The 26,336-nt window shown below is 69.1% G+C and carries 22 protein-coding genes and 2 pseudogenes; 13 read left to right on the top strand and 11 right to left on the bottom strand.

Translation table 11 applies throughout. The annotated features are described in order from the left end of the window. Nucleotides 1–32 precede the first annotated feature (32 nt). Entirely contained in the window at nucleotides 33–992 is a 960-nt protein-coding gene (locus CTP10_RS03220) for a LysR family transcriptional regulator (protein ID WP_116317305.1), read from the bottom strand. Between the two features lie 118 nt (nucleotides 993–1,110). Between CTP10_RS03220 and CTP10_RS03215 the strand changes: the two genes are divergently transcribed. From CTP10_RS03215 to CTP10_RS03200, 4 genes are read left to right on the top strand one after another with little or no spacing between them, the layout of a single operon-like run. Next, nucleotides 1,111–2,340, top strand: coding sequence for an acyl-CoA dehydrogenase family protein (locus CTP10_RS03215; protein ID WP_116317304.1), 1,230 nt, complete (start codon nucleotides 1,111–1,113; stop codon nucleotides 2,338–2,340). Continuing rightward, nucleotides 2,337–3,458 (top strand): NAD(P)H-dependent flavin oxidoreductase, encoded by a 1,122-nt coding sequence (locus CTP10_RS03210; protein ID WP_233527946.1) that lies wholly within the window; start codon nucleotides 2,337–2,339, stop codon nucleotides 3,456–3,458. The genes CTP10_RS03215 and CTP10_RS03210 overlap by 4 nt, the downstream gene beginning before the upstream one ends. Nucleotides 3,459–3,488: 30 nt before the next feature. Beyond that, nucleotides 3,489–4,487 (top strand): Bug family tripartite tricarboxylate transporter substrate binding protein, encoded by a 999-nt coding sequence (locus tag CTP10_RS03205; RefSeq protein WP_116317302.1) that lies wholly within the window; start codon nucleotides 3,489–3,491, stop codon nucleotides 4,485–4,487. Further along, on the top strand, nucleotides 4,484–5,737 hold the full coding sequence (locus tag CTP10_RS03200) for a CaiB/BaiF CoA transferase family protein (RefSeq protein ID WP_116317301.1): 1,254 nt from the start codon (nucleotides 4,484–4,486) through the stop codon (nucleotides 5,735–5,737). The genes CTP10_RS03205 and CTP10_RS03200 overlap by 4 nt, the downstream gene beginning before the upstream one ends. Before the next feature lie 17 nt (nucleotides 5,738–5,754). On the opposite strand, the gene CTP10_RS03195 is transcribed toward CTP10_RS03200, so the two are convergent. Beyond that, nucleotides 5,755–6,678, bottom strand: coding sequence for a LysR substrate-binding domain-containing protein (locus CTP10_RS03195; protein WP_116317300.1), 924 nt, complete (start codon nucleotides 6,676–6,678; stop codon nucleotides 5,755–5,757). Nucleotides 6,679–6,812: 134 nt separating this feature from the next. Between CTP10_RS03195 and phnA the strand changes: the two genes are divergently transcribed. The 3 genes from phnA (at nucleotide 6,813) to CTP10_RS03180 (ending at nucleotide 10,831) form a co-directional block, all read left to right on the top strand. Then, the gene (phnA, locus tag CTP10_RS03190; RefSeq protein WP_116317299.1) at nucleotides 6,813–8,033 is read left to right on the top strand and encodes a phosphonoacetate hydrolase; all 1,221 of its coding nucleotides are present in this window, start codon (nucleotides 6,813–6,815) and stop codon (nucleotides 8,031–8,033) included. A 66-nt stretch (nucleotides 8,034–8,099) separates the two neighbouring features. Further along, nucleotides 8,100–9,764: a Na/Pi cotransporter family protein gene (locus CTP10_RS03185; RefSeq protein ID WP_116317298.1), complete on the top strand. Its 1,665-nt coding sequence runs from the start codon at nucleotides 8,100–8,102 to the stop codon at nucleotides 9,762–9,764. Between the two features lie 62 nt (nucleotides 9,765–9,826). Beyond that, nucleotides 9,827–10,831 carry a Bug family tripartite tricarboxylate transporter substrate binding protein gene (locus tag CTP10_RS03180; RefSeq protein ID WP_116317297.1) on the top strand — a complete coding sequence of 335 codons (1,005 nt, stop codon included), beginning with the start codon at nucleotides 9,827–9,829 and terminating at the stop codon, nucleotides 10,829–10,831. 49 nt (nucleotides 10,832–10,880) lie between these two features. Here CTP10_RS03180 and CTP10_RS03175 read toward each other — a convergent pair. Then, nucleotides 10,881–11,627 (bottom strand): annotated as a pseudogene (locus tag CTP10_RS03175) (hypothetical protein); the annotation flags it as partial. On the opposite strand from CTP10_RS03175, the pseudogene CTP10_RS41250 reads away from it, so the two are divergent. Continuing rightward, nucleotides 11,623–11,913 (top strand): annotated as a pseudogene (locus tag CTP10_RS41250) (LysR substrate-binding domain-containing protein); the annotation flags it as partial. The pseudogenes CTP10_RS03175 and CTP10_RS41250 overlap by 5 nt on opposite strands. A gap of 35 nt (nucleotides 11,914–11,948) precedes the next feature. Further along, nucleotides 11,949–12,233, top strand: coding sequence for a hypothetical protein (locus CTP10_RS03170; protein ID WP_116317296.1), 285 nt, complete (start codon nucleotides 11,949–11,951; stop codon nucleotides 12,231–12,233). Nucleotides 12,234–12,243: 10 nt separating this feature from the next. Here the strand turns inward: CTP10_RS03170 and phnY are convergent, their stop codons facing one another. The 3 genes from phnY to psrA form a co-directional block, all read right to left on the bottom strand. Beyond that, a complete protein-coding gene (gene phnY, locus CTP10_RS03165) occupies nucleotides 12,244–13,713 on the bottom strand; it encodes a phosphonoacetaldehyde dehydrogenase (RefSeq protein ID WP_116317295.1) in 1,470 nt (489 codons plus the stop codon). Nucleotides 13,714–13,820: 107 nt separating this feature from the next. Further along, on the bottom strand, nucleotides 13,821–15,125 hold the full coding sequence (locus CTP10_RS03160) for an MFS transporter (RefSeq protein ID WP_116317294.1): 1,305 nt from the start codon (nucleotides 15,123–15,125) through the stop codon (nucleotides 13,821–13,823). Nucleotides 15,126–15,214: 89 nt separating this feature from the next. Next, nucleotides 15,215–16,327: an iron-containing alcohol dehydrogenase PsrA gene (gene psrA / locus CTP10_RS03155; protein ID WP_116317293.1), complete on the bottom strand. Its 1,113-nt coding sequence runs from the start codon at nucleotides 16,325–16,327 to the stop codon at nucleotides 15,215–15,217. A 236-nt stretch (nucleotides 16,328–16,563) separates the two neighbouring features. Between psrA and CTP10_RS03150 the strand changes: the two genes are divergently transcribed. From CTP10_RS03150 to CTP10_RS03140, 3 genes are all read left to right on the top strand, one after another. Then, complete coding sequence (locus tag CTP10_RS03150) at nucleotides 16,564–17,439, top strand: LysR substrate-binding domain-containing protein (protein ID WP_116317292.1); 876 nt, start codon at nucleotides 16,564–16,566, stop codon at nucleotides 17,437–17,439. A gap of 282 nt (nucleotides 17,440–17,721) precedes the next feature. After that, on the top strand, nucleotides 17,722–18,072 hold the full coding sequence (locus CTP10_RS03145; protein WP_116317291.1) for a hypothetical protein: 351 nt from the start codon (nucleotides 17,722–17,724) through the stop codon (nucleotides 18,070–18,072). Between the two features lie 208 nt (nucleotides 18,073–18,280). Then, complete coding sequence (locus tag CTP10_RS03140) at nucleotides 18,281–19,828, top strand: transglycosylase SLT domain-containing protein (protein WP_116317828.1); 1,548 nt, start codon at nucleotides 18,281–18,283, stop codon at nucleotides 19,826–19,828. Between the two features lie 36 nt (nucleotides 19,829–19,864). On the opposite strand, the gene CTP10_RS03135 is transcribed toward CTP10_RS03140, so the two are convergent. The 3 genes from CTP10_RS03135 to CTP10_RS03120 all read right to left on the bottom strand — a co-directional run bounded on the left by CTP10_RS03135 (nucleotide 19,865) and on the right by CTP10_RS03120 (nucleotide 23,169). After that, on the bottom strand, nucleotides 19,865–20,152 hold the full coding sequence (locus CTP10_RS03135; RefSeq protein WP_116317290.1) for a winged helix-turn-helix domain-containing protein: 288 nt from the start codon (nucleotides 20,150–20,152) through the stop codon (nucleotides 19,865–19,867). 259 nt (nucleotides 20,153–20,411) lie between these two features. Then, the gene (locus tag CTP10_RS03125) at nucleotides 20,412–22,661 is read right to left on the bottom strand and encodes a xanthine dehydrogenase family protein molybdopterin-binding subunit (protein ID WP_116317289.1); all 2,250 of its coding nucleotides are present in this window, start codon (nucleotides 22,659–22,661) and stop codon (nucleotides 20,412–20,414) included. Nucleotides 22,662–22,677: 16 nt separating this feature from the next. Further along, complete coding sequence (locus CTP10_RS03120) at nucleotides 22,678–23,169, bottom strand: (2Fe-2S)-binding protein (protein ID WP_116317288.1); 492 nt, start codon at nucleotides 23,167–23,169, stop codon at nucleotides 22,678–22,680. Between the two features lie 430 nt (nucleotides 23,170–23,599). Here CTP10_RS03120 and CTP10_RS03115 point away from each other — a divergent pair, with 430 nt between their 5' ends. Continuing rightward, nucleotides 23,600–24,664, top strand: coding sequence for an acyltransferase family protein (locus tag CTP10_RS03115; RefSeq protein ID WP_199414512.1), 1,065 nt, complete (start codon nucleotides 23,600–23,602; stop codon nucleotides 24,662–24,664). Nucleotides 24,665–24,691: 27 nt separating this feature from the next. Here CTP10_RS03115 and CTP10_RS03110 read toward each other — a convergent pair whose 3' ends face one another. Then, complete coding sequence (locus tag CTP10_RS03110) at nucleotides 24,692–25,579, bottom strand: c-type cytochrome (protein ID WP_116317286.1); 888 nt, start codon at nucleotides 25,577–25,579, stop codon at nucleotides 24,692–24,694. 100 nt (nucleotides 25,580–25,679) lie between these two features. Then, a complete protein-coding gene (locus tag CTP10_RS03105; protein ID WP_116317285.1) occupies nucleotides 25,680–26,114 on the bottom strand; it encodes a nuclear transport factor 2 family protein in 435 nt (144 codons plus the stop codon). Between the last annotated feature and the right edge of the window lie 222 nt (nucleotides 26,115–26,336).

Below are 26,336 nucleotides of genomic sequence, written 5' to 3'. Positions count from 1 at the left end.
CTGAGCGCCCGCTGAGCGCCCGCTGAACGCCATCACCGCCGCCACTTCCCTTCGCCGATCAGCGCCTCGGCAAGTTTGGGGATCATCTGCGCCACCTGCCGCGCCGCGGCGGTAAAGGGACGCTGGCTGCTTGTCGCCAGCACCACGCTCTGCCGCATGGCGCGGTCCGCCAACGGCACGGCGTCGTACTCCCCGCGCTCCAGCTCGGCCGCCACCGCGTGGTATGGCAGCACGGAAAACGCCGCATGGTCGGACAGGATCCGCTTGATGACCACCGATGAACTGGCCTCCATGCAGATGTTGAACGCGATGCGGTGCGCGGCGGCAGCCTCTTCCAGCAGGTTGCGGATGGCGTTGGGCGGCACCGGCAGCACCAGCGGCACGCCGCCGAGCTGGCGCAGCAACATCGAAGCGGGCCTGCCGCCCGCGGCGCGCCAGTGCGCCTGGTGGGTCTCGCGCCGCCCGACCAGCATCAGCGGCGTATCGAGCAGCCGGCGGTAGCTGTTCCGGCCTTCGGCACGATAGCGGTTCAGCACGGCGAGATCGATGCTGCCCTGGGTCAACTGCGTCTCCATCTCGCCGCTGTAGCCCTCCACGATGCGCAGCTTCACCGCGGGCAGCCGCTCCTGCACGGCGGCGTAGAGCCGGCTCGACAGCAGCGGCGCCACCGCCGGCACCAGCCCCAGCGTGACCATGCCGCTGACGTTGCCGGCACGGCCGCGCGCCGACTCGACCAGCTGCCTGGCGCCGTCCAGCAGCGGCTCGGCATCGGCCAGCACCTGCGCGGCCAGCGTCGTCGGGCGCACGCCGCGCCCCGTGCGGTAGAACAGCGGGCCGCCAAACATCTTCTCCAGCTCGGCGACCTGCCGGCTGATCGCCGACTGTGCCAGGCCAAGCTGCGCCGCGGCGCCCGAAACGCTGCCCGTGCGCGCCACGGCGACGAAGGTGGTCAACGCCTTGAGCGTCAGGTCGTGTCCCGCATCCGCATGCATATCCCCTCCTGCTATCTCCTGTGGAGATATCTGCTTTCCCATACCGGCATTGATCCGAGGATACCGCCTCTCTATCTTTAGAGGCAATCGCACACCACCACCAAGGAGATTGCGCCTCATGCCCCTGTCCGCCGAACACCATCCGCTGGCGCCGCTCGATGCGGCGGAGAACGACATGCTGGCCCGTGTCCAGGCACTGGTCCGCGACACCATCGGGCCCAGGGCCAACGCGGTGAACCGCGACGACGAATTCGCGTGGGACACCTTCCGCACGCTGGCGGAAAGCGGCGTCATCGCCACGGCGTTTCCCACCGCGCTCGGCGGCACCGACGCCTCGATGCTGCTGCGCGTCAGGATCATCGAAGAGATTGCGCGGACGTGCAGCACGGCGGCATCGATCGTCACCGGCACCGACCTGTCGTCGCGCCCGATCGTCGCCGGCGGTTCCGCGGAGCTTTGCGCGCAGACGGTGCCGCTGCTGGCCAACGGCAGCAAGCAGTCAGCCTTCGCGCTGACCGAGCCTGGCGCGGGATCGGACCTCGCGCGGCTGCGCACCGTCGCCAGCCGGCACCCCGGCGGTTATCGACTGTCCGGCGTGAAGAAGTTCATCACCCGCGCCAACGTGGCTGACATGTTTGTCGCGGTGGCCTCGCTTGCCGATGGCCCCGGCGGCAGCAAGGGGCTGACGGCGTTCCTGGTGCCGCGCGATGCGGAAGGGCTGAGCGTCTCGCCGATCATTCCCAAGCTCGGCTGGCATGGCGTGCCGATCGCCGAGGTCCGCCTCGACGATGTGTTCGTGCCGGTCTCGCATCGCCTCGGCGAAGAGGGACAGGGCATGGCGCTGGCGCAGGACACGCTGGTGCGCGCGCGCGTCGGCCATGCCGCGATCGCGCTGGGGCGGATGACCGGTGCGCTGCAGATTGCCGCGCAATACGCGGGGCACCGGCAGGTGTCGGGCAAGGCGGTGGGCGAGCACCAGGGCATCCAGTGGATGCTGGCCGACATGGCCGCGCGCATCGAGGCCGCGCGCTGCCTGGTCTACAGTTCGGCGCAGCGCTACGACCGCAAGGACCCCGAGACCTCGATCCACGCCTCGATCGCCAAGATGCACAGCACCGACCTGTGCATGCGCGTGGTGGTGGACTGCGCGCAGTTGCTGGGCGGCAACGGCTACCTGAATGCGTATCCGATCGAGCGCTTCCTGCGTGACGCCAAGATGAACCAGATCGGCGAAGGCACCAGCGAGGTCCACAAGAACCTGATCGGCCGGCACGTGATGAAAACGGCGTCGGCGATGCCGCAACACCCCTGCCTCGATTTCGAGCCAAACCTGTTCGGAGCGCAATGATGGCAAGCACCGCCGACCAGAGCCTGGCCAACGCGCTGTGCCGCCGGCTGGGCATCCGCTACCCGGTGTTCGGGCTCGCGCACAGCATCGAAGTCGCCGCGGCCATTTCCAATGCCGGCGGGCTCGGCGTGTATGCCGCGGCACGCGACGGCCCCAACGAACTGGCGCAAAAGCTGCGCGACCTGCGCGCGCTGTGCCCCGACGTGCCGGTGGGCGTGGACCTGCTGCTGCCCACCACGCTGCCGGGCGTCTCCACCCCCGAGGACGTGAGCGCCGCGATTCCCGAAGGACATCGCCGCTTCGTCGACGGCCTGTTCGAGCGCTTTGCCGTACCGCCGGCCACGGCGGGCAACTTCTTCTCGCAGTACGTGCGTTCGCAGGCCTTGTTCGAGGAGCAGGTCGCGGCCGTGGCGGAGAGCGAGGTGGAGGTGTTCGCGGCGGGTGTCGGCACACCGGCCGACACCATCGCCAGGGTGCGCCGTGCCGGCAAGACCACCATGGCGCTGGTCGGCGCCGTCAAGCATGCGCGCAAGGCCATTGCGGCCGGCGTCGACGTGCTGGTCGCGCAGGGCTATGACGCCGGCGGGCATACCGGCACGATCGGCACCTTCACGCTGGTGCCGCAGATCATCGCGGCCGCCGAGGGGCGCCCGGTGCTTGCCGCCGGCGGCATCGGCGAAGGCAGCCAGATCGCCGCGGCGCTGGCAATGGGGGCGCAGGGCGCGTGGCTCGGCACCGTGTGGCTGGGCAGCGCCGAGCACCGGTTGCCGGCCGCGCTGACCGAGCGGCTGCTGGCCGCCGGCAGCGAAGACACGGTGATCACGCGCGCGCACAGCGGCAAGCCCTGCCGCGTGGTGCGCAGCGCCTTCTCCGATGCATGGGCGGCGGCCGACGCCCCGGCGCCTCTCGACATGCCTTACCAGCAGGCCCTGACCGGCCGGCTGCTGGCGGCAGTGGAAGAGCACGGGATCGCCCCGCTGATGTACGAGGCGGCGGGCCAGAGCGTGGCCTGGGTAAAGGAAGTCGAGCCCGTGGCGCGGATCATGGACCGGCTGGTGCGGCAGACGCGCCAGTCGCTCGAATGCCTGCGCCCTTACCTGCCGCCCGCAGGCAAATAGACCAGACAGATACGAGAACGAGGAGACAGCATGGATCGCCGAGCATTCGGAAGGACTGCGTTCCAGACCGCCCTGATGATGGCCGCGCCCGGCCTCTTGCCAGCGCTGGCCCGCGCCGGCACCGGCCCGGGCAACTTCCCCGAGCGGCCGCTGCGCGCGGTGGTGCCCTACCCGGCCGGCGGCGTGGTCGATGTGACCCTGCGCGCCGCGCTTGACCGCATGTCGCTCGACCTGCCGCAGCGCGTGGTCGTGGAGAACAAGCCCGGTGCCGATGGCCGCATCGGCGTCGAGTTCGCCAGCCGCGCGCCGGCGGACGGCTACACGATGCTGGGCGTCACGCCGGTGCTGGCGGTGGCGCAGACGCTCTACCCGGACTCCGGCATTCGCGTGCAGAACTTCCGCGCCATCGGCTCGGTGGCCGCGGTGCCGTCGGTGTTCGTGGTGCATAACGACGTCCCGGTGAAGACGCTGAAGGAGTTCGCGGCCTGGGCCAAGGCGCGCCCCGGCGCCGTCAACGTGCCGGTGCCGGGCGCCGGCAGCTCGCTGCACCTGGCGCAGGAGCTGTTCTTCGAAGCCACCGGCGTGCGCGTGACCAACGTCGGCTACAAGGGCCAGCCGCCTTCGGTGCTGGACCTTGGGCGCGGACAGCTGCAGTTCGCGCTGGTGTCGCAGAACCTGGTGCTGCCGCTGATCCAGTCGAAACGCGTGCGGCCGCTCGCAGTCAATGCCGCGCGGCGCACGCGCTCGCTGCCGGAGGTCCCGACCATCGCCGAAGCGGGTTATCCCGACGCGCTGGTGCAGTCCTGGTACGGCCTGGCCGTCCACGCACGCACGGCGCCGGCCATCGTCGACTACCTTGGCGCCGCGCTGCAGGCGGCGATGGGCAGCGCCGACGTGCGCAACCGGCTGGCGGCGCTGGATGCGGAAATCCTCCCGCTCGACGCCAGGCAGTTCGACCAGTTGCTGCTGGCCGAGGCAACGCGCTGGGCGGCATTGATCAAGGCCCGCGACATCAAGGTGGACGCATGAACCAGACCTCGCTTGTGAACGGCAACGGCAAGACCGAGGGCCCCCTCGCCGGCCTGCGCATCCTCGACATGGCCACGGTGCTGGCCGCGCCACTGGCCTGCACGCTGTGCGCCGACATGGGCGCCGACGTGGTCAAGCTTGAACTGCCCGACGGCAGCGATCCGCTGCGCGGCCTGGCACCGGTCAAGGACGGCCTGCCGCTCTACTGGAAGGTGGCCAATCGCGGCAAGCGCGGCATCTCGCTCGACGTGCGGCAGCCACAGGGGCGCGCGCTGTTCCTCAGGCTGCTGCCCGAATTCGACGTGCTGGTCGAGAACTTCCGCACCGGCACGCTCGACCGCTGGGGCCTCGACGCGCAGACCTTGCGCGAAGCGAACCCGCGCCTGATCATCCTGCGCCTGACCGGCTTCGGCCAGACCGGCCCGTATGCGTCGCGCGCCGGCTTCGCGCGCGTGTTCGAAGCGATGAGCGGCTTCACCAACCTTGCCGGCGAACCGGGCGGTCCGCCGCTGCACATGAACTATCCGGCCGGCGACGTGGTGGCCGGCTTGTTTGGCGCATTCGCCATCGCCACCGCCGCGGCGGAGCGCAGGCGCGATCCCGCCGCCCCCGGCCGGGATAGCGGCCGGGATAGCGGCCGGGATATCGACCTCTCCGCCACCGAGGCGCTGTTCCGCCTGCTGGAGCCGCTCGCGGTGGAATACGAGCAGCTCGGCCAGGTGCGCCAGCGCGCGGGCAACCGGGCCACTTACACGGCGCCGTCCAACATGTATGCGACCGCCGACGGCCATTGGGTGTCGATGGTGGCGTCGTCCAACCCGATCTTCCGGCGCCTGTGCGCGGCCATCGGCCAGCCGGCACTGGCGGACGATCCGCGCTACGCCACCAATCCGGCGCGCGTGCAGCACCTCGACACGCTGGATGACGCGATCGGCGCCTGGTTCGCGGCGCACGATTACCATGCCGTCGCGGCGGCGCTGGAGGCGCAACAGATCCCGTTCAGCAAGATCTTCACCATCCAGGACATCCTGGAAGACCCGCACTTCCGCGCGCGCGAGGCCATCGTGCGCCTGCCTGATCCGGACCTGGGCTCGGTCCCCGCGCCGTGCCACGTGCCGCGCTTCTCCGGGTACGAGCCCGCCGTGCCCCGGACCGGGCCGTCAGTCGGCGAGCACAACGAAGAGATCTACGCCGCGGCCGGGCTGACCCGGCAGGAGATGCAGGCGTTGCGCGCGGCAGGGGTGATCTGAAGCGGTGACCTGACCGCTCACCGCTGGCGGCGGCCCTTGCGCCCGGCGTCCGCCGCCGGCGCTTCGCCCTGCTGCACCAGCCACTCCACGAACGCGCGCAGGTGCAGCGGCTTGTCGGCATCGCGTGGCACCAGCGCGTGGTAGGTGTTGCCCGGCGCGCGGATAGCGTCGAACGGCGTGGCAATGCGTGCGCCGTCAAGATCCGCCGCCAGCGTCGGGAAGGTGCCGATGGCAAAGCCCAGGCTGTCCACCACCGCCTGCAGCGTGACGAAGAAATGGTCGAAGCGCAGCGTGCGCACCGGCCGCAGCGATGCATGGCCGGCCTGCTGCAGCCACGATTCCCAGCTGCCGGGGCGCGTCTCCGTGTACAGCAGCACGCTGTCGGCCAGGTCTTCGACATCGCGCACCGGCGCCTGCGCCAGCAACGCGGGGCTGGCGATCACGGTCTGGTATTCGGCAAAGATCGGCACGGACTCGAACTGCTCGCCGCGCTCCAGCGTGCGCCGGATGGCGACGTCAAAGGTGCCGTTGAACCCGGCCTCGTTGCTGAAGGCAGTTGACACCCGTACATCGACTTCCGGCTGCTGCTGGCGGAAATCATCGAGCCGCGGGATCAGCCAGCGCATGGCGAAGGTGGCGGGCGCGTTCACGCGCACCACCTTGCGCGTGGCGATGCGCCCATAGCGCTCCGACGCCGCGCTGAGATGGTCGAAAGCGGCGCTGACCTCGCGCCCGAAGGCCTGCGCGTGCACCGTCGGCACCATGCGCTGCCCCTGGCGGATAAACAGCGGCTGCCCCAGCCATTGCTCCAGGATCTCGATCTGGCGGCTGACCGCGCCATGCGTCAGGTGCAGCTCGCGCGCCGCCGCGGAAAAGCTGCCGGCGCGGGCCGCAACCTCGAAGATGCGCAGCGCGTTGAGCGGAGGTAGCTTATGCGGCACTGTGATATTTCCTGACAGATTGTGGGAAATAAACTCGTTTGTGTGAGTTTATTGGAAACCTTAGCATGGTCTCAAGAAAACGCGCCGCCCCGCATCCGGCGGCGGCTTACCGACTCCCTCCCACGAGACCCGCCATGAACGCCCACATCGAAGCCAACGGACACCGCTACCAGCTTCCCGCCCGCCCCACCGTGATCGTCTGCATCGACGGCTGCGAGCAGGAGTACATCAACCTGGCCGTGCAGGCCGGCGTCGCGCCCTTCTTTGCCAGCCTGGCGCAACGCGGCACGGTGCTGACCGGCGACTGCGTGGTGCCGTCGTTCACCAACCCCAACAACCTGTCGATCGTGACCGGCGTGCCGCCGTCGGTGCACGGCATCTGCGGCAACTTCTTCTACGACACCGAATCCGGCGAAGAGGTGCTGATGAACGACGCCCGCTACCTGCGCGCGCCCACGGTGCTGGCCGCCGCGGCAAAGGCTGGCGCGAAGGTCGCCGTGGTGACGGCCAAGGACAAGCTGCGCGCCCTGCTCGGCCACGGCCTGCAGGGCATCTGCTTCTCGGCGGAGAAGGCCGACCAGGCGAGTGTCGAGGAAAACGGCATCGACAACGTGCTGGCCCGCGTCGGCATGCCGCTGCCTTCGGTCTACAGCGCGGACCTGTCCGAGTTCGTGTTCGCCGCCGGTGTGGCCCTGCTCGAAACCGAGCGGCCGGACCTGATGTACCTGTCCACCACCGACTACATCCAGCACAAGCACGCGCCCGGCACGGCCGGCGCCAATGCGTTCTACGCGATGATGGACAGCTACCTGCAGCGGCTCGACGCACTCGGCGCGGTCATCGGCGTGACCGCCGACCATGGCATGAATGCCAAGACCGATTCGCTCGGCAAGGCCAACATCCTGTACCTGCAGCAACTGCTGGACGATCGCTTTGGCACGGCAGCCACGCGCGTGCTGCTGCCGATCACCGACCCGTACGTCGCCCACCATGGCGCACTGGGGTCATACGCCACGGTGTACCTGCCGGCGGGCGCCGACCAGCGCGCGGTGCACGAAGCCATTGCCGCGCTGCCGGGCATCGAGCTGGTGCTCGACAAGCGCGCCGCCTGCGAGCGCTTTGAACTGCCGGCCGACCGCATCGGCGACCTGGTGGTGGTCAGCGAGCGCCTGACCGTGATCGGCACCACGCCGGCACGCCATGACCTGAGCGGCCTCGACGTGCCGCTGCGTTCGCACGGCGGCCTGTCCGAGCAGAAGGTGCCGCTGCTGTTCAACCGCAAGGTGAGCGCGCCGGCCGGCCAGCGGCTGCGCAATTTCGACATCCTGCGGCTGGCGCTGAATTGCGCCGACTGAACCACGCCGACTGAAATACCCCCACCGAAACACGCCCACCGAAGCACGCAGGCACAGCGAGGCGCCATGCAGATCCTGCTTTCCCTGATGTCCGGCGTTGCCCTGCTGATCTGGGGCACGCATGTCACGCGCCACGGCATGCTGGAACTGCTGGGGCCACGGCTGCGGCTGGTGCTGGCAGCGGGCACCGCAAGCCCGGCGCGCGGTTTCGCGGCCGGGCTGGGCGTGACCGCGCTGATCCAGAGCAGCAGCGCCACGGCGCTGATGACCAGCGCCTTCGTCGCCGAGGGCCTGGTGTCGCTGTCGGCGGCGCTGCCGATCGTGCTCGGCGCCGATGTCGGCACCAGCATGATGGCGCGCCTGCTGTCGGTCGATATCTCGTGGCTGTCGCCGCTGCTGCTGGTGACCGGCATCGCCATGCGGCTGTCCGGCAAGGCCAGCCTGCGCGGGCGCGCGGGCGAGGTCGTGGTGGGACTCGGGCTGATCACGCTGGCCCTGCAGCTGATCCGCTTCTACGCCGCACCGCTGCTGCATGCCGACCTTGTGCGCGCCATCTTTACCTCGCTCGGCCATGACGCGCTGCTCGCGGTGGTGATCGGCGCACTGCTGGCCCTGCTGGCGTACTCCAGCCTGGCCGCCGTCCTGCTGACCGCAACGCTGGCGATGGGTGGCGTCATCGCGCCGGAGACCGCGCTGCCGCTGGTGCTTGGCGCCAATCTCGGCAGCGGCCTGATAGCCTGCCTGGCCAATTCCGCCAGCGTGCCCGCGGCCAGGCGCGTATCGCTTGCCAACCTGCTCTTCCGCATCGCGGGGGTGCTGGTGTTCCTGCCGCTGCTGGACGCCGTGCCGCCGCTGCTCGCGGGCATCGGCAGCAGTGCCGCCACCATGGCCATCGACTTCCACATGGCCTTCAACCTGACGCTGGCGGCAACGCTGATCTGGTTTGTCAGACCGGTGGCCGCCCTGTGCGCGCGATGGCTGCCCGATGCGCCCGCCGGGGCGGCGTCGCGCGGCGCGCGTTACCTGAGCCAGGGCGACCTGCAGCATCCGTCGGTGGCACTGGGCAATGCCACCCGCGAAGTCGTGCGCATCGGCGACGTCATCGAGGACATGCTCGCCGGCATGAAGCTGGCGATCGTCGCCAACGACCGTGCCGCGAACGCGCGCTGCTGCGCGCTGGACGACCGCGTCGACGAACTCTACTCGTCGGTCAAGATGTACCTGACCGACGTCGATGCCGGCAAGCTCGGCGCGGAGGACGCCATGCGCTGGGACGAGATCATGCTGCTCAATATCAACCTGGAATATGCGGGCGATATCGCCGAGCGGACCCTGGTCGACCTGGACCAGCGCAAGCTGCGCCGCAACTATTGCTTCTCGGACGAGGGCAGCGCCGAACTGCTGGAGCTATGCGACATGCTGGCGGCCAACCTGCGTACCCGGATGTCGCTGTTCGTCGCCGGCGACCGCGCCGCCCACGCGCTGCTCAACGACTGCGCCGCGCGCTTCCAGGCGCGCGCCGAACGCTTCACCGCCCGCCACCTCGCCCGGGTGTCGCAGCGGCGCACGGCCAGCGTGGAGACCAGCGCGCTGCACCTCGATACGCTGCGCGAGCTGTCACAGATGAACGCCCTGCTGTGCGCCGCGCCGGTAAGCATGCCCGGTGCGCTGCGCGGCACGATGCACGAAGATGTTCCAGCGCTGGTTGCCGGCAATCCAGGCGCGGCGTGAAACTATAAAGAAAACAACAACGAAAACAACGACGACGACAAACGTCCACACAGGAGACAGACATGCAAGCCACCCAGCGCAAGCGGCAACCTTTCCGGCGCCTCCGCACAACCCTGGCCGTCTTCGGCGTGGCCGCGACCGCGTGCTGCGCTGCCTACGCGCAGGGCGGCTATCCCGCGCGCCCGGTCAGCCTGGTGGTCGGCTTCGCCGCCGGCGGCTCGACCGACAAGCTGGCCCGGCTGCTGGCCAGGGAGATGCAGGATGCGCTCGGGCAGCAGGTGGTGGTCGAGAACCGCCCGGGCGCGGCAGGCAACATCGCCGCGCAGTATGTCGCACAGGCGGCGCCGGACGGCTATACCTTGTTCATGGCGACGCTGAGCAGCCAGGCCATCAATCCCTGGATCTACCCCAAGCTGGCATTCGACCCGATAAAGAGCTTCGAGCCGGTGGCGCTGGTCGCGCGCTACCCGCTGGTGGTGGCGGTCAACCCGGCGCTGCCGGCGCAGACGTCCGCAGAACTGCTCGCCTACATGCGCGCCAATCCCGGCAAGGTGTTCTTCTCGTCGGCGGGCTCCGGCTCGCCCGGCCACCTCAGCGGCGAGCTGGTCAAGTCGATGGGCAAGGTCGACCTGACCCACGTCGCCTACAAGGGCGGCGGCCCGGCCATGCTGGCCGCGATGGGCGGCGAGGTCACCATGACGATCGAGACCATTCCCGCCATGATCCCGCACGTGAAGTCCGGCAAGCTCAAGGGCCTTGCCGTCACGTCGGGGCAGCGCTCGCCGGCGTTGCCGCAATTGCCGACGCTGTCCGAGGCGGGGCTGGCGGGATTCGAGGTCACTTCATGGGCCGGCATCGTGGCGCCGGCGAAGACGCCACCGGACGTGCTGGAGAAGCTGCAGGCCGCCGTGGGCAAGGCGCTGGCCCAGCCGAAGCTCAGGTCCGCAATGGAGGCCGATGGCGCCTTGCCCAGCTACATGCCTGGCAAGCAATTCCAGGACTTCACCGCGGCGGAACTCAAGCGCTGGGGCGAAGTGGTGCGCGGCGCCAATGTGAAGGCGGAATAGCGCGCCGCAGCGCGGGCGTGACTGGTGTCCGGGCACGCCCGCCGCGCCATCACGCTGCAACCAGCGGCGACACGTCGATCACGTAGAGCTGGCGCTCCGACTCGTGGATGGAGTCGATGCACACCCGCCGGCCATCGCGGCTCCAGCGCGGATGCAGGTCGCAGCGGTTCTCCTTCTTCAGCGCGGGGCTGGTGTAGAAGCGTCCCAGGTCGTGGCGCATGCCCTGCTGCATGTCGTACAGGAACAGCGTGCGCTCGTTGGTTTGCGCATCGGGATAGGTGTCGCTGAGCAGCCAGCGCGGATTCACCGGCGAGAACGTCATATGCCCGTTCTCGGTCAGCACGCCGTCGCCGACCACGCGCACCTCGCCGCGCTTGCCCTCCTCGCGGTCCTGGTACAGGTGGTAGTGGATGCTGCCCGCATGCGGACCCCACACGATGATGGTGTCGTCATCGCGCCAGAGCGGATGCGAGATCTGGTACTCGGACTTCTCGTAGTCGAAGGTGCCGACCGCGTTCGGATCGAAATCGTCGGCGAGCTGGGGCAGCGGATGGTCCGAGCACTCCAGCAGCCGCAAGTCGCTGCCGTCCGGATTGACCGTGACGAGCCGGTGCAGGAAGCAGGTCTCGTCCTCGACCCGCTCGGTCCAGCGATGCAGCAGCAGCACGCGCGACGAGGCGGGATTGATCTCGATGTGGCTGACCCATTGGATCGCCTTGTCCATCGACGCGCGCGGATGGAACTGGCGCAACGCCTGGTAGCTCAGGATCAGCCGCGACTCGCCGCTGGCGATGTCGCTGGGGCTGGGCGTGCTGCCCGCGGTGGTCGGCCAGTTTTCGGCCCGGCATGCCGATATCCACCTGAACGTGCAGACCGTCGGCGCGCATGCGCTGCGCGACGGATCGCTGACCGGGCAGTACGACCTGGTGCTGAGCACCAGCCCGCTGGACCATCCCCAGTTCAACGTGCGCATCATGCACCGGAGCCACGCGGTCTGTGTCATGCATCCGGACCATCCGTTGTCGCGCCGCACGTCGCTGCATGTGCGCGACCTCGCCGGGCAATCGCTGATCACGCTCAATGCCGACGACCCGCTGCAAGTGGCGCTGAGCGAAGCATGCGCCGCGTCGGCGCCGAGCCCGCTGCCACCATCGAGACCACCTATTCCGGCACGATCTGCACGATGGCCGCGCAGGGCACCGGCATCGGCATCGGCATCGGCATCCAGTACGTTGCCAACGTGTTCGCGCACGCGTTGCGCGTGGTGCCGCTGTCCCCGCGCTGCGGCGTGGATGTCCGCATGGCGTTTTCAGGCCATTGGTCGCCCTCGACCATCGCCGAGGAATTCGCCGCGCTGGTCGCCGCGCATTTCCGCACGCTGCGACCAGTCTCGAACGCCTGAAGGCAAGGGCTTACCAGGGCAGCGAATACGTCTTGGTATTGCAGAAGCTCTTCATCGCTTCCAGCACGCCTTCCTTGTAGCCCAGGCCGGAGTCCTTGATGCCGCCGAACGGCGTCAGTTCCAGCCGGTAGCCGGGCACTTCACGCACATTGACGCTGCCAACCTTCAGCTCGCGCACGAAGCGCGTGATGTAGTCGAGCCGGTTGGTGCAGACCGACGACGACAGGCCGTAGGCGGTGCCGTTGGAGATGTGGATCGCTTCGTCGATATCCCTGAAGCGGATCACCGGCGACACCGGCCCGAAGGTTTCGTGTCTGGCCACCGTCATCCCAGGATCGACGTGGTCCAGCACCGTGGGCGAGTACAGCGCGCCGCAGCGGATATTGCCGTAGCGCAGCGTCGCGCCGGCGGCGATGGCTTCATTGACGACGGTCTCGAACTGGATCGCGGCGGCCTCGTCGATCACGGTGCCCATGTCGACCTTCGGGTCCATCGGGTCGCCATAATTGACGGCTTCGGTCTTCTGCACCAGCAGCTCGACAAAGCGGTCGGCCACGGCTTCATGCACCAGCATGCGCTTGATCGCCGTGCAGCGCTGGCCCGAGTTCTTGTACGAGCCGCTGGCCGCGAGCGTGGCGGCTTCTTCCAGGTCGGCGTCTTCCATCACGATGATCGGGTCGTTGCCGCCCAGCTCCAGCACCTGGCGCTTGTAGGTGGCGGTGGCCGCGATGTACTTGCCGATCGGCACGCCGCCGGTGAAGGTCACCAGGTCGACATCGGGGTGCGTCAGCATCTCGTCGGCAATCTCGCGCGGGTCGCCGGTGACGACGGACAGCATCTGCGGCGGCAGGCCGGCCTCGTACAGGATATCGGCCAGCATGAAGGCCGCCAGCGGCGTCTTCTCGCTGGGCTTGAGCACCATGCGGTTGTTGGTGGCCACCGCCGGCGCGACCTTGTGGATGACCTGGTTAAGCGGATGGTTGAACGGCGTGATCGCGGTGATCACGCCCAGCAAGGGTTCGCGCAGCGTATAGACCTTGCGGCTCTTGCCGTGGTGCGTCAGGTCGCACGAGAACACCTGGCCGTCGTCGACCAGCGCCTGGTTGGCGGCGAACAGCAGCACGTCAGAGGCGCGGCCCACTTCATACAGCGAATCCTTGCGGCACAGCCCGGACTCCAGCGTGATGGTGCGCGAGATCTCGTCCAGCCGCGAGGCGATGATCTCGCCGGCGCGCATCAGGATCCTGTAGCGCTCGTAGCGCGTCAGCGTGGGCTGGTAATCACGCGCGATGCGGTAGGCGCGGCGCACGTCGTCCAGCGTGGCCTTGGGCACGGTCGCAATGACTTCGCCGGTGTACGGGTAGGTCACCTCGATCACGTCTTCGCGGTAGATCTTTTCGCCGGCGATGCGCAGCGCTTCGTGCCGGATGTGGTGGCGGATGTCGTGGCGGATTTCAGGGATGGCGTGGGATGCGTTCATGATGTCGATGCCCCGGGATTCAGGGCGTGTCTTCAGGATGGAAACAAGGCAGGCGCCGGCGCGGCGCCGGCCGCTTCGTTCAGCGGCGGAGGTTCAGCGACGGAGGTTCAGCGACGAATAAAGGCCGCGATCACGGCACTGATCACGCAGCTGGCCGCGACGATCGGGAACACCAGCGAGGTGTTGCCGGAGTGGTCCAGCATGCGGCCGATCAGCGGCTCGCCCAGGCCGGCGAGCAGGTAGGAAAAGAAGTTCAGGATGCCGGTCGCGGTGCCGGCGCGCCTGGCGCCGACCAGGTCGGGGCACAGCGCCCAGAACGACGAGGCCGGGCCGTAGACGAAGAAGCCGGCCAGGAACAGCGCCACGATCGCACCCATGCCGGTGGGCAGCTGGTACATGACCATCGACGCGATCGCGCCCAGCACCATGTAGAGCATGATGGCCTTGCTGCGGCTGGAGCCGAACAGGCGGTCGGAGATCCAGCCGTTGGACAGCGCGCCGAAGGCCATGCCCACCGGCAGCGCCACCGAGATCCAGGCCGGGTCGATCAGGCTGTCGGCATGCTTCCAGTCCTTGCCCAGGAAGTGCACCGGCACCCAGACGATCAGGCCATAGCGCGCGGCATTCTGGAAGCCGATCGACAGGCCGGCGATCAGCAGGCGCGGGTTGCGCAGCACGGCCTTGTAGCGCGACCAGGAACTTTCATCGGCATCGGTCCCGGCATGCGTGCCCTGGCCGCCATCCTCGCCCTTGGCCACGCCGGTATCCGGCGACCTGTAGCCGAGGTCTTCCGGACGTTCGCGCACGATCAGGTAGAAGGTGATGCCGCCTACCAGCATCAGCAGCACCGGCAGCCGGAAGATCCAGCGCCAGTCCAGGTGCAGGATATTGACCACCACGATCGACGTGACGAACGACAGCACCGACGCGCAGCCCGCGGCGAACACGTAGAAGCCATAGACTTTGCCGCGCTCGCCGGCCCCCCACCAGTTCGACAGCAGCCGGCTGCCCGGCGCCCAGCCTAGCGCCTGGAAGTAGCCGTTGATGCCCCAGGGAATCGCCAGGCTCTTGAACCCCACGGCAAAGCTGACCACCCAGTTGGCCGCGCACGACAGGATCGCGCCGGCAGTCATCACGCGGCGCCCGCCGAACTTGTCGCCAAGGTTGCCGTTGATGGCCTGCCCGATCGCATAGCACCACAACAGGCAGGTGGAGGCCCAGCCCAGCGCTTCCTTGGAAAAACCGAATTCCTGCTGGATGCCGGGGATGGCGAAGCCGAAGGTCTGGCGGCCGGTGTAGAAGAAGAAGTAGCAAAACATCGCGGCCAGCAGCATGCGCCACTGTGCGCGCCGGAACGATTGCGCCGCCGGGGCGACGAACGCCCCCACCTGGATGCGATCGGCAGTTTCCATTCTTGTCTCCTGTTGTATTGTCGGCCCGTATTGCGGGCTCTGGGGGGCTCTGGTGGCCGGGGTAAACCTTGCCCGTGGCGGACGCCCCGCTAAGCCGGCACGGCGCCGATGAAATTCCTGCCGCGCGCGCCGTCCAGCGCTCGCGCGATCATGGCGCCGGCCTCCTCGTCGGAGACGCCGTAGTCGGCAAACTCGGTCTTCACGCCCAGCCCCTGCAGGAAGGCGCGCAGGCGCTGCTGGCCGGCTTCCAGCGACGGCCCGAACAGCCGCTGCAGCGTACGGTCGCGGTCGGGGCGGCGCGCCCACGCCTTCTCCAGCACCAGCGGCAGCGTGAACGAGCACGCGATGCCGTGCGGCAGGCCGTGGCGCAGCGTCATTTCGTACGAGATCGAATGCGCCAGCGCGGTCTTGGTGTTGGAGAACGCCAGGCCGGCCTTGAGCGCGGCCAGCGCCATGCGCTCGCGCAGCGCGATGTCGGCCGGGTTGCGCACCAGCGCCGGGAGGGTCTCGAAAATGTCTTCCACCGCCGACACCGCGTAGGTGTCGGAGATCGGGTTGGCGTTGACGTTCCACACCGATTCCAGTGCGTGCGAGAGCGCGTCGAGGCCGGTGGAGACCGTCGTGCCCAGCGGCACCGACACCATCAGCCCCGGGTCGACGATGGCCGCCTCCGGCCAGGTCGCGTCTAGGTGCAGCGAGTATTTCTTCTGGTTGGCCGCGTCCCAGATCGTGGCCCATGGCGTCACTTCGCTGCCAGTGCCCGCGGTGGTCGGCACCGCGATCAGCGGCTTGACCTGCGCCGGCGCGAACGGCTTGCCGGTGGCGAGCAGGCTGAGCAGCGAATCGAAGCGGCCGCCGCTCGTTGATCCGGTCGTTCCGGCCGTGCCGACCATCAGCGCCTTGGCCGTGTCGATGGCGCTGCCGCCGCCGACCGCGACGATCGCGTCGCAGGCGTCGGGCTGTTCCCAGAAGCGGTTGTAGAGGCCCGACAGCTGCGCCACGTCGGGATTGGGCTGTACGTCTTCGATCACGGCAACGAGGCCGGCGCCGAGCAGCGCCTCGAGCCTCGCGACCAGCCCCAGCGCGCGGGCTTCGGGAAAGGTCACGACCACGGCACGGCGGCCGTGCAGCAAGGCAGGCAGCCGGTCAAGGCTGCCCGGCCCGCAGTGGATCGAGACGGGGTTGTAATACGCATGGATCATGGGGGGCTCCTCACTTTTCTTTGTGGCGGGGCGGGAGCGGCGTGCGCCGCGCCCTGCGTTGACCGAAGTGTGGGAGACCGCCAGAGGGCAGTCCAATCGCATCTTTGACGGGCCGATGCGGAAAAACCGATGGATCGCGTGGCCTCGGGGGAAACCCTGCGTGGGCGCCGGCGTGTGGCTGTGGGAGACTCTTGACGCCTGCGGCACCGGGCCGCGGCCGTCCTCCCTGACCCCACATGTTCCACCAGTACTACAAGGCGATCCGCTGCTTCCACGCGGTGGCGCGCACCGGCGGCTTCACTGCCGCGGCGCAGTACCTGCATATCGGGCAGCCCACCGTGACCGACCAGGTCAAGGCGCTGGAGATGCGCTTCGGCGTTGAACTGTTCCTGCGCGCCGGCCGCACCGTGCGCCTGACCGATACCGGCGCGCGCCTCTACGCCATCACGCAGGGACTGTTCGGGCAGGAAGAGGAAGCGATGCAGTTCCTGCACAGCGCGCACAAGCTCAAGACCGGGCTGGTGCGCGTGGGCGCGGTCTCGCCGCCGATCGCGCTGGAGCTGGCGCGGAGCTTCCGCGGCGCGTATCCTTCTCTGGACCTCACCGTCACGATCGGCTCGGAAGACTCGGTGCTGCGCGGCCTGCAGGATTTCGACATCGATGTCGGCATCGTGGCCGAACCCGATCCCGTGCCGGGACTGCACATCGCCCCCTACCGCAGCGAACGCATCGTCGCGGTGGTGCCGCGCGGGCACCGGCTGGCATCGCGCCACGCGATCACCTTGCAGGACCTTGCCGGCGAGTCCGTGATCCTGCGCGAGCCGGGCTCGAAGACGCGCGACCGCGTCGAGCGCGCCTGCGCGCAGCATGGCGTGGCATTGCACTGCGCGATGGAGATCAACAGCCGCGAGGCCACGCTGCATGCCGTGGCCAGCGGCATGGGCATCAGCTTCGTCACGCAGATCGAATGCATCCCGCTGCCGGGACTGCAGGAAGTGCCGGTCGACGATGCGCTGCTGTCGATCGACTACGCGCTGTGCTGCCTGGACGTGCGCAAGGACCGCCCGCTGATCGCCGCGCTGCTCGGCGTGGCGCTGTCACCGCCTCGCTGAGCCTCGCTGGGTTTCGCTGAGCCTCGCTGCGTTTCGCTGAACCGCGCCGGCCACGATGTGGCGGCCGGGCCCCTTGACAGGAGTCTGTTGCGGCCAGGCATCAACGCGGCCGTGTAGGAGTAACGCCGGCGGCGCATCAGCGTGCGCCCGACAGCGCAACACCGCCCCGCTGCCTAGACTGAGTGCTACCGCTGCATCCCCGCCACGGCGGCGATGCGCGGTCAAAGCCGCGCCGGGCCCCTCCACTACCGGCGCCTCCGACAACAACTCTGGAGGTTTTCCATGGATCCGAAACAGCCCGCTAGCCTTCCCAAGATCGTCGGCGCGATTGCCGCCGGCCTGGCAGGCCTCAGCTGCGCCACCGTGCTGGCCCAGACCACGGCCGCGCCCGCGGCACCCCCGTCGGGCGCGCAGGGCGTGCCGCCCGGCGTGACCCAGATCGAACCGCCCAAGGACCCGCTGGTCGAGCGCCGCGAGGCACGCAAACGCGCCTCCGACGAATACAAGGCGAAGAAGAAGGCCGCCAAGGGCGAGTACAAGGAAGAAGTCAGCGAGGCCAAGCAAGAGCGCAAGGTCGAGAACAAGGCCGCGGACTCCACTGCCCGCCAGGAAATGGCAGCGCCCAAGCAATAGCGGCATCGCGCAAGCGCGAATGCCATGGGTGGCCGGCGCAAGCCGGCCGCCTTCTTTTCACTCCCTCGACGCGCTCCTCCTGGATTGCGCATCCCTGCGCTGCCTTTACGCGGGCCGCGCGCTGCCTCCCGCTTGCAAGCTGCCGTATCGAGCCTAGACTCGTTATGGGCAAGCCGCGCGCATGCTTGCGCGGCTTGCAATCCACGCCATGCCCGCTGTCCGCCCGTCTTTCTGGTTGGCAGGCCTGCTTCTGTCCGGCCTGATGGGTATCCTCGGCCTGCGCGCGCCCTCTGCTGTGGCGCAGCAAATTCCGCCGTCGCAAAAAGCCGCGCCCGCTGCGACGGCTCCTGCCGCGACCGCGCCGCCAAGCCAGGCAATCCCCGCCAAGCCACGTGGCCTGAACCTTGCCAACAAGCCCCGTACCGGCGACTTCGACGTGATGTTCAAGAGCCGCGTGATCCGCGTGCTGGTGCCATACAGCCGCACGCTCTACTTCAGCGACAAGGGTCGCGAGCGCGGACTGACCGCGGAACTGGTGCGTGACTTCGAGCGCTACCTGAACAAGAAATACGCCGACGATCTCGGCAAGCGCCCGCTGACGATCATCATCATCCCGACCACGCGCGACCGCCTGCTGCCTGACCTGATGGCGGGGCTTGGCGATATCGCCGCGGGCAACCTGACCGAGACCGAGAACCGGCTGAAGCAGGTCGATTTCGCCGCGCCGCGCGACCGCAAGCCGGTGCGCGAGCTGGTGGTCACCGGGCCGAAGGCGCCGGCTTTGCAGCGTCTCGACGACCTTTCCGGCAAGACCGTGCACGTACGGCGCGCCAGCAGCTATTTCGACAGCCTGACCGTGCTGAACGACCGCCTGCGCCATGCGGGCAAGGCGCCGATGAAGCTGGTCATGCTGCCTGAGGCGCTCGAAGATGAAGACGCGCTGGAGATGCTTAACGCGGGCGTGCTGCAGATCGTCGTGGTCGATGACTGGAAGGCCGCGATGTGGGCGCAGATCCTGCCGGACATCAAGGTGCGCGAAGACCTGGCCGTGCGCGAAGGCGGCCATGTCGGCTGGGCGTTCCGCAAGAACAGCCCGCAGCTGCGGCAGGCGATCGAGGACTTCTACGTCAACTTCGTCAAGAAGCAGGGCGTGGCGGAGTACCGGCTCAAGCAGGCCATGCAGCGCGTCAAGCAGATCAAGAACAACACCGAGGATGCCGAGTACAAGCGCTTCCAGCAGACCATCGCCTTCTTCGAGAAGTACGGCAAGGACTATGGCTTCGACCCGCTGATGCTGGCCGCGCAGGGCTTCCAGGAGTCGCAGCTGAACCAGGAGGCGCGCAGCCACGTCGGCGCGGTCGGCATCATGCAGATCATGCCGGCTACCGGCAAGGAGCTGAATGTCGGCAATATCCGGATGGCCGAGTCCAACGTCCACGCCGGCGCCAAGTACATGGACCGGCTGATGACGAAGTACTTCCCCGACGCGCATTTCTCGGAATCGAACCGGCCGCTGTTCGCCTTTGCCAGCTATAACGCCGGGCCGGGCAATATCGCCAAGATGCGCAAGGAAGCGGCGGCGCGCGGCCTGGATCCCGACAAGTGGTTCAACAATGTCGAGATCGTGGTGGCGGAGAAGATCGGCATCGAGACCACCACTTATGTGCGCAACATCTTCAAGTACTACGCGGCCTACCGGCTGATGCAGGATCAGGAGGCCGCGCGCAAGCGGGCGCTGGAGCAGGTGCGGAAATAGCCGGCCGGCATGGCGCCGGCGTGTCAGCCGCGCCGGTCAGTCAGCCAGGCCGCTGCTGTCGATATAGCCCAGCGCCTCGCGCACCGCGCGCCTGGCCTTGAGCAGGTAGCAGACCTGGCGCTCGCGGATCGCCAGCGCCACCACATCGGCCTGCACCAGTTCCTGGAACACATGCGCGGCGCGCGGCAGGCTCAGGCCGGCCAGCCGCGCCAGTTCGGCGGCAGGCAGCCCTTCCTCGCCGGCTTCCAGCAGCGCGCGGCAGATCGTGGCGCGCGCGGGTTCGGTCAACAGGGCAAGCGTCAGCGCGCTGTCTTGGGTCTCCATGGCCACACCTCGATCCTCCATTGTGCGCTGCCGCGCATGGCAGGCGGCTGCGGCGCCGCTGGCGGCGCCGGTTTCCCTACGTTCTACGCGGCTCGCAGGGCAAAGGCAATAGGGCCGCCTACCCCCCTTACCCCAGCTGCCGCTGGCCTATCGCAACGTGCTGGCGCTGCGTGAGCTGGCGGAGCTGCCTTACCGCGATAGCGCCCGCGTGGCCGATATCGCCATCGGCACGGTGATCCGGCCAGCCCCTGGCGGCCGCCTACGCCAGCTCGAACGGCAACTGCCGCTGCCGCTTGCCGGTCAGCCGGAACAGCGCATTCGCCACCGCGGGCGCGATCGGCGGCACGCCCGGCTCGCCCAGGCCGGTGGGGTTCTCCTGCGAGGGCACGAAGAACACCTCCACCACCGGTGCATCGGTGATGCGTGGCGGCGGGAAGTCCGTGAAGTTGCTGTTCTTCACGGCGCCGTTCTCGATCTCGATGGCAAACCCCGGCCTGGTCATCGCCAGCCCGAACACGCAGCCGCCCTGGATCTGGGCCTCGGCCGACAACGGGTTGACCACGCGGTTGGCATGCACGCCGGCGGTCACGCGGTGCACGCGCGGCTCGCCCTTCACCAGCGACACGTCGACCACGTAGGCCACCACGGTGCTGAACGACTCGTGCACCGCCACGCCCCACGCATGCCCCTTGGGCAGCTTGCGCTTGCCATAGCCGGACTTGTCCACCGCCAGTTGCAGCGCGGCACGGTGGCGCGCGTGCTTCTTTTCGTCGAGGCGCGCCAGCCGGAACGCCACCGGGTCCTGCTTCGCGGCGGCGGCCATTTCGTCGGCCAGCGTTTCCTTGACGTAGGCGGTATGCGTGTTGCCGACCGAGCGCCACCAAAGCACCGGAACATCCACCTGCGGGTGATGCACCGACATCTGCAGCGGCAGGTCGTAGTCGTTCTCGACGATGCCCTCGGTCATGGTCGCGTCGACGCCGTTCTTGACCATGAAGGGCTCGAACGGCGTGCCCTTCAGGATCGACTGCCCGACCACGGTGTGCTGCCAGCCCACCACCTTGCCCTGCGCATCGAACCCGATGCGCGCGCGGTGCAGGTGCAGCGGACGGTAGTAGCCGCCGCGGATATCGTCCTCGCGGCTCCACACCACCTTGAGCGGCTCGGTATGCCCGGCGGCCACCCAGGCCTTGAGCACGTTGGCCGCTTCCACCAGGTAGTCGGAGGTCGGCACCGCGCGCCGGCCGAAGCCGCCGCCGGCCATCATGGTATTGAGCACCACCTTGTCGGGTGCCAGGGCCAGCGTGCGCGCGATCGCGGCCTGGTCGACGGTCTGGAACTGCGACCCCACCCATACCTTGACCGCCTGCAGCCTGCCGCCCGACACCTCGGGCTGCAGCGTGCAGTTGAGCGGTTCCATCGGCGCGTGCGCGAGGTACGGGAAGCGAAACTCGGCATCGATCTTGCGCGCGGCACCGTTGATGGAGGCGCCGATGTCTCCTTCTCCTGGCCGTGCCACCGTACCCGGTTGCGCAGCCAGCTTCGCGTACTCGTCGAACAGCGCCTGCGACGAGACTTTGGAACCCGCGTCTTCCCACTGGATCTCCAGCGCTTCGCGCCCCATCCTGGCCGGCCAGTAGCCGCTGCCGACCACGGCCACGCCGGTGCCGCCGCGATCCACCGGCACTTGCATCACGCCATGCACGCCCTGTACCGCGCGCGCCTTGTCGGCATTGAACGACTTCACCTTGCCGCCGAAGCGCGGCGGGCGCGCGACCACGGCCACCACCATCTTGTCGAGCTTCGTGTCGATGCCGAACGGCGTGGTCGCCGCCATCTTGCCGCGCGCGTCCAGCCGCTGCGTCGGCTTGCCGACGATGCGGAACTGCGACGGGTCCTTCAGCGTGATCCGCTGCGGCACCGGGAGTTCCATCGCCGCCTGTGCCAGTTCGCCGAAGGTGGCGCGGTGGCTGCCCGACGCCAGCACGCCCTGCTCGACCTTGATGCTGGCCGGATCGACCTGCCACTTCTGCGCGGCGGCGGTTACCAGCATGGCGCGGGCGCGCGCGCCCAGCTCGCGGTACTGCTCGAACGAGTGGTTGAGCGCGGTGGAGCCGCCAGTCATCTGCATGCCGAAGGCGGGATCCTTGTACGCGTCGCCCGCCGGTGCCAGCGTCGCGCGCACGTTGCGCCAGTCGGCATCCAGTTCTTCCGCCAGCGCCATCGGCAGCGCGGTATGCACGCCCTGGCCGAACTCGAGCCGGTTCACCGCCACCGTGACGGTGTTGTCCGGCGCGATGATCAGGAACGCCTGCGGCGGCGGTGCCTTGAGCCTGCCCGCCTCCTGTGCCTGCGCCAGCGGGGCCACGCCCAGCGCCAGCCCGCCGCCGGCCAGGCCGGTGAGTTTCAGGAAACCGCGGCGGCTGAGCGTGGCAATGCCACCGCCCTGCGCCGCGCCGTCGTTGCCGCCCTGGCCGCCGGCCAGTGCTTCGATGCCTCGGATTCGCATGATCGGTTCCTCCGGTTCAGGCCGCCGAGGCCACCGAGGCCACCGAGGCCAGCGCGCGCGCGGCGTCCTTGATCGCCGCGCGGATACGCTGGTACGTGCCGCAGCGGCACAGGTTGCCGGCCATGGCCTGGTCGATATCGGCATCGGTGGGACGCGGCTTGCTGCGCAGCAAGCCGATCGCGCTCATCACCTGGCCGTTCTGGCAGTAGCCGCATTGCGCGACGTCGTGCCTGACCCACGCGTCGAGCACGGCGCGGCCCACCTTGTCGGTGTCCACGCCTTCGATGGTGGTGATGCTGGCGCCGGCGGCGGCGGAAACCGGCGTGACGCAGCTGCGCGTGGCCTGGCCGTTGATATGCACGGTGCAGGCACCGCACGCGGCCATGCCGCAGCCGAACTTGGTGCCGGTCATGTCGAGGTTGTCACGCAGCGCCCACAGCAGCGGCGTGGACGGATCCACGTCGACCGCGCGGGTCTTGCCGTTGACGTTGATGTTGAAGGTGGTCATTGGGGGACACTCCTTGGGTACGTTGCCCACTGGTCATGGCGTGTGCCCGGGCCCGCACGCGGTCCGCGCCAGCGGGAACCGGCGCATGGCGAAGGCGTGGGGATGCGGGGGCACTGCCCGCGCACGCAGCATGGCGTACGGGACAAGGGAGGATAGTGCAATTCCGGTCACCTTGCCGGAGGCCGTGCGCCGCGCGCGGCGCAAACGCGCGTTTTGACGGCGTTTGCACGAACTTTGTGCATCCGGCCGCTGTCCCTCATGGATTCACCGCTTGCGGATTCCTGCCGCTGAAACAGTGCCGTCGACTATTCCAGAACGCCACCATCCGTTGACGGGTACGCCAGCACCGCCACGCGCCGTGCAGCCCGCGGCGCGCCCGCGCGGCGCCGACGCGCCCGCCGCGCCCGCCACCTCCCGCACCTCCCCCGCCATTGCCCGGCTCGACAGCATCCAGGCGCTGCGCGGCCTGGCCGCGGCCTTCGTGGTGGTCTACCATTCCGGCCTCGCGCTGGGCGGGCCCGACGCGCCCGTGCTGGGCTGGCTGACCGCCAACGTGATCAAGCGCGGCCATGTCGGCGTCGATGTGTTCTTCGTCATCAGCGGTTTCATCATCGCTTGGGTCGCGGTGCTGGCGCGGCCACGCCCGGAGCGCCCGCTCAGCTTCCTGGTCCGCCGCGCGTTCCGGCTGGCGCCGCCGTACTGGGCCATGTCGGTGATCCACGCGCTGCTGCTCAACCCGGTGACGCCCGCGCTGTTCGCCGCGTCGCTGGCGTTCCTGCCCACCACGACCGCGCATGCGCCCTACTACGGCTATCCGGCGCTCTACGTGGGCTGGTCGCTCAACTATGAGATCGCGTTCTACGCCGCGTTCGCGCTCGGGCTGCTGCTGGCCGGGCGGCGCGCGCTCTGGGTGGTGCTGGCACTGTTCGCGCTGGCGACGCTGGTGCTGCCGTGGTGGCGCTTCGGCACGCTGGTCGCCGATCCCGCGCAAGGCTACCCCTTCGCGTCGCCATGGCTGGCGATGGCGAGCAACCCGCTGGTGCTGGAGTTCCTGCTCGGCTGCCTGCTGGCGTGGGCTTACTCGCGCTGGCGCCACCTGCTGACGCAGTCGATCGCGCTGGGGATGCTGGCCGTCGGCTGCGCGGCGTTCGCGCTGTCGCTGCCGCTGGTCGGCACGGACTTCAGCCTGGCCGGGCGCGGCGTGCCGGCGGCACTGCTGCTGGCGGGCGCGGTCGCGGCCGAGCATACCGGCATGCTGCGCGTGCCGCGCGCGCTGGTGTGGCTGGGCGAGCTGTCGTACGCGCTCTACCTGGTGCACCCGACCGTGATCGAAGCCGTCAAGCGGCTGATGCCGGAACTGACGCCCGACCAGACCGGCCTGCAGCTGCTGCGCTTTGCCATCGACGCCGGCCTGGCGCTGGTCCTGGCGCTGCTGCTGCACCGCTGGGTGGAGCTGCCGGGCATCGCCGCGGGACGCCGGCTGGCAAGGCAATGATGCGAGGCGCGCGCTGGCAGCCCGACGTCAGCGCCGCGGCATGTCCGCCAGGTACAGGTAGAGCGCGGTCAGCTCGGTATCGTTCATGCGCCCGAACGAGTCGAACGGCATCACGCGGCTGATCTGCGAGCCGTCGGGCCGCTTGCCGCTGCGCATCATCTCGATAAAGCCCCTGGCCTGGCCATAGCGCGACATGGCGCCGCCCGAGACCGGGCGCAGGTCCGCCGCCGGCGGCCAGTCGGGGGGCGCGCCGGGAATCTTGCCGCCGCTGAAGTCATGGCCATGGCAGCCCAGGCAGGCATTGGCGACATAGCCGCCGTACTGCGCCGTGGCCGCCGGCACCTGCGCCGGCTGCACCGGCAGGCTGTGGTCGATCTTGGACGCAGCGTCCCGCACCACGCCCACGCCGTACAGCGCGCGCACCATCCATGGCAGGGTGATCTCGGCGGGCGCGCCCATGCCCGGCGGCAGGCTGCGCAGGTAGGCGACCATCGCGCCCAGGTCTTCGTCGCTGAGGCGGTTGTAGTCCTCGCTCGGCATGATCAGCAGCGGCCGGCCCGACGGCGCCACGCCATGGCGCACACTGCGCACCCAGTCCTCGGCGCGGTAAGTGGCGATGGCCGGGTTGCCGCGGGTCAGGTCCGGCGCGCGCACGCGCAGGCCCTTGGGATCGTCGAATACCTGCTTGCCGCCGGCGCCGGCGCCGTGGCATTCCATGCAGCCGCGCGATTCATAGAGGTACTTGCCGTGGGCGATGGCGGCGGCGTCGTCGCGCAAGGCCAGCGGCGCGACCTGCACCGCCACGGTCCGCGACGCTTTGCGCTCGCCAACCCAGACCGCGGCATAGGCCGCCACGGCCACGGCAGCGGCCACGCCGGCCAGCCCCCACGCCGCCACCCGCAGAACACGCGCCATCTTCGCTCCCCTGTCCGCCGCACTGGATGCAACAGCTTGCAGCCAGCGGGCGGGGGGCTGTCGGTGGGGCAGGCCACACAGGCGCGCGCGCCTGCCGCGTTCAGGCCAGGCCGGCGGGGGCGCGGTCGATAAAGCCGGTCATGCGCGCCAGCCGGCCGTCGGCGGCAACGGTGGCGAAATCGGTGCCGACCACCAGCGCCGGCTCGCCCGCGGGCCCGAGCTCCCAGGTAAAGCGCAGGTGCTCGCCGTGCGCGTCGACGGGGCTGACGCGGGTAAAGCGGAAACCGGGAAACTTGCCCTGTACCGCCGCGATCATGGCGTCGATGCCGGCATGGCCGTCGCCGCGCGTCAGCGGGTCGACGTAGCTGGCCGATTCGGTCCACGCCAGCGCGATCAGCTCGCGGCGGCGCGCGGGGTCGGTCTCGTTCCAGGCGGCGAGGTAGCGATCGGCGAGCGTGGCGTGATCAACGGAAGCGGCGGGGGCGGCGGAAGCGGCGGGGGCGGCAGACTGGAAAGACTGGACGGCGGCGGACATGGTGTGCTCCTGTGCGGGTTGGGAATCCGTTCGGCCCGTCTGGCAGGCCATGGATGCATGATGGATGCCCCGGCGCAGTGCCGCGATTACCCGCGAGGTCATCGCCGGCCATACCCGATCGCGCCCGCCGCGTCACCCCCCCTACCAAAAAAACGGGCCGAACACCAGTGGCAACAACGCCCCCGGCACCCCGCTGTCCGGCTTTTGCCCGGGTGCCCATCC

The sequence above is a fragment of the Cupriavidus sp. P-10 genome (assembly GCF_003402535.2).
In the GTDB taxonomy this organism is placed as follows: Bacteria; Pseudomonadota; Gammaproteobacteria; order Burkholderiales; family Burkholderiaceae; genus Cupriavidus.
Note: the sequence above shows the minus strand (reverse complement) of the source record. Positions and strands in the feature narration are given on the sequence as shown.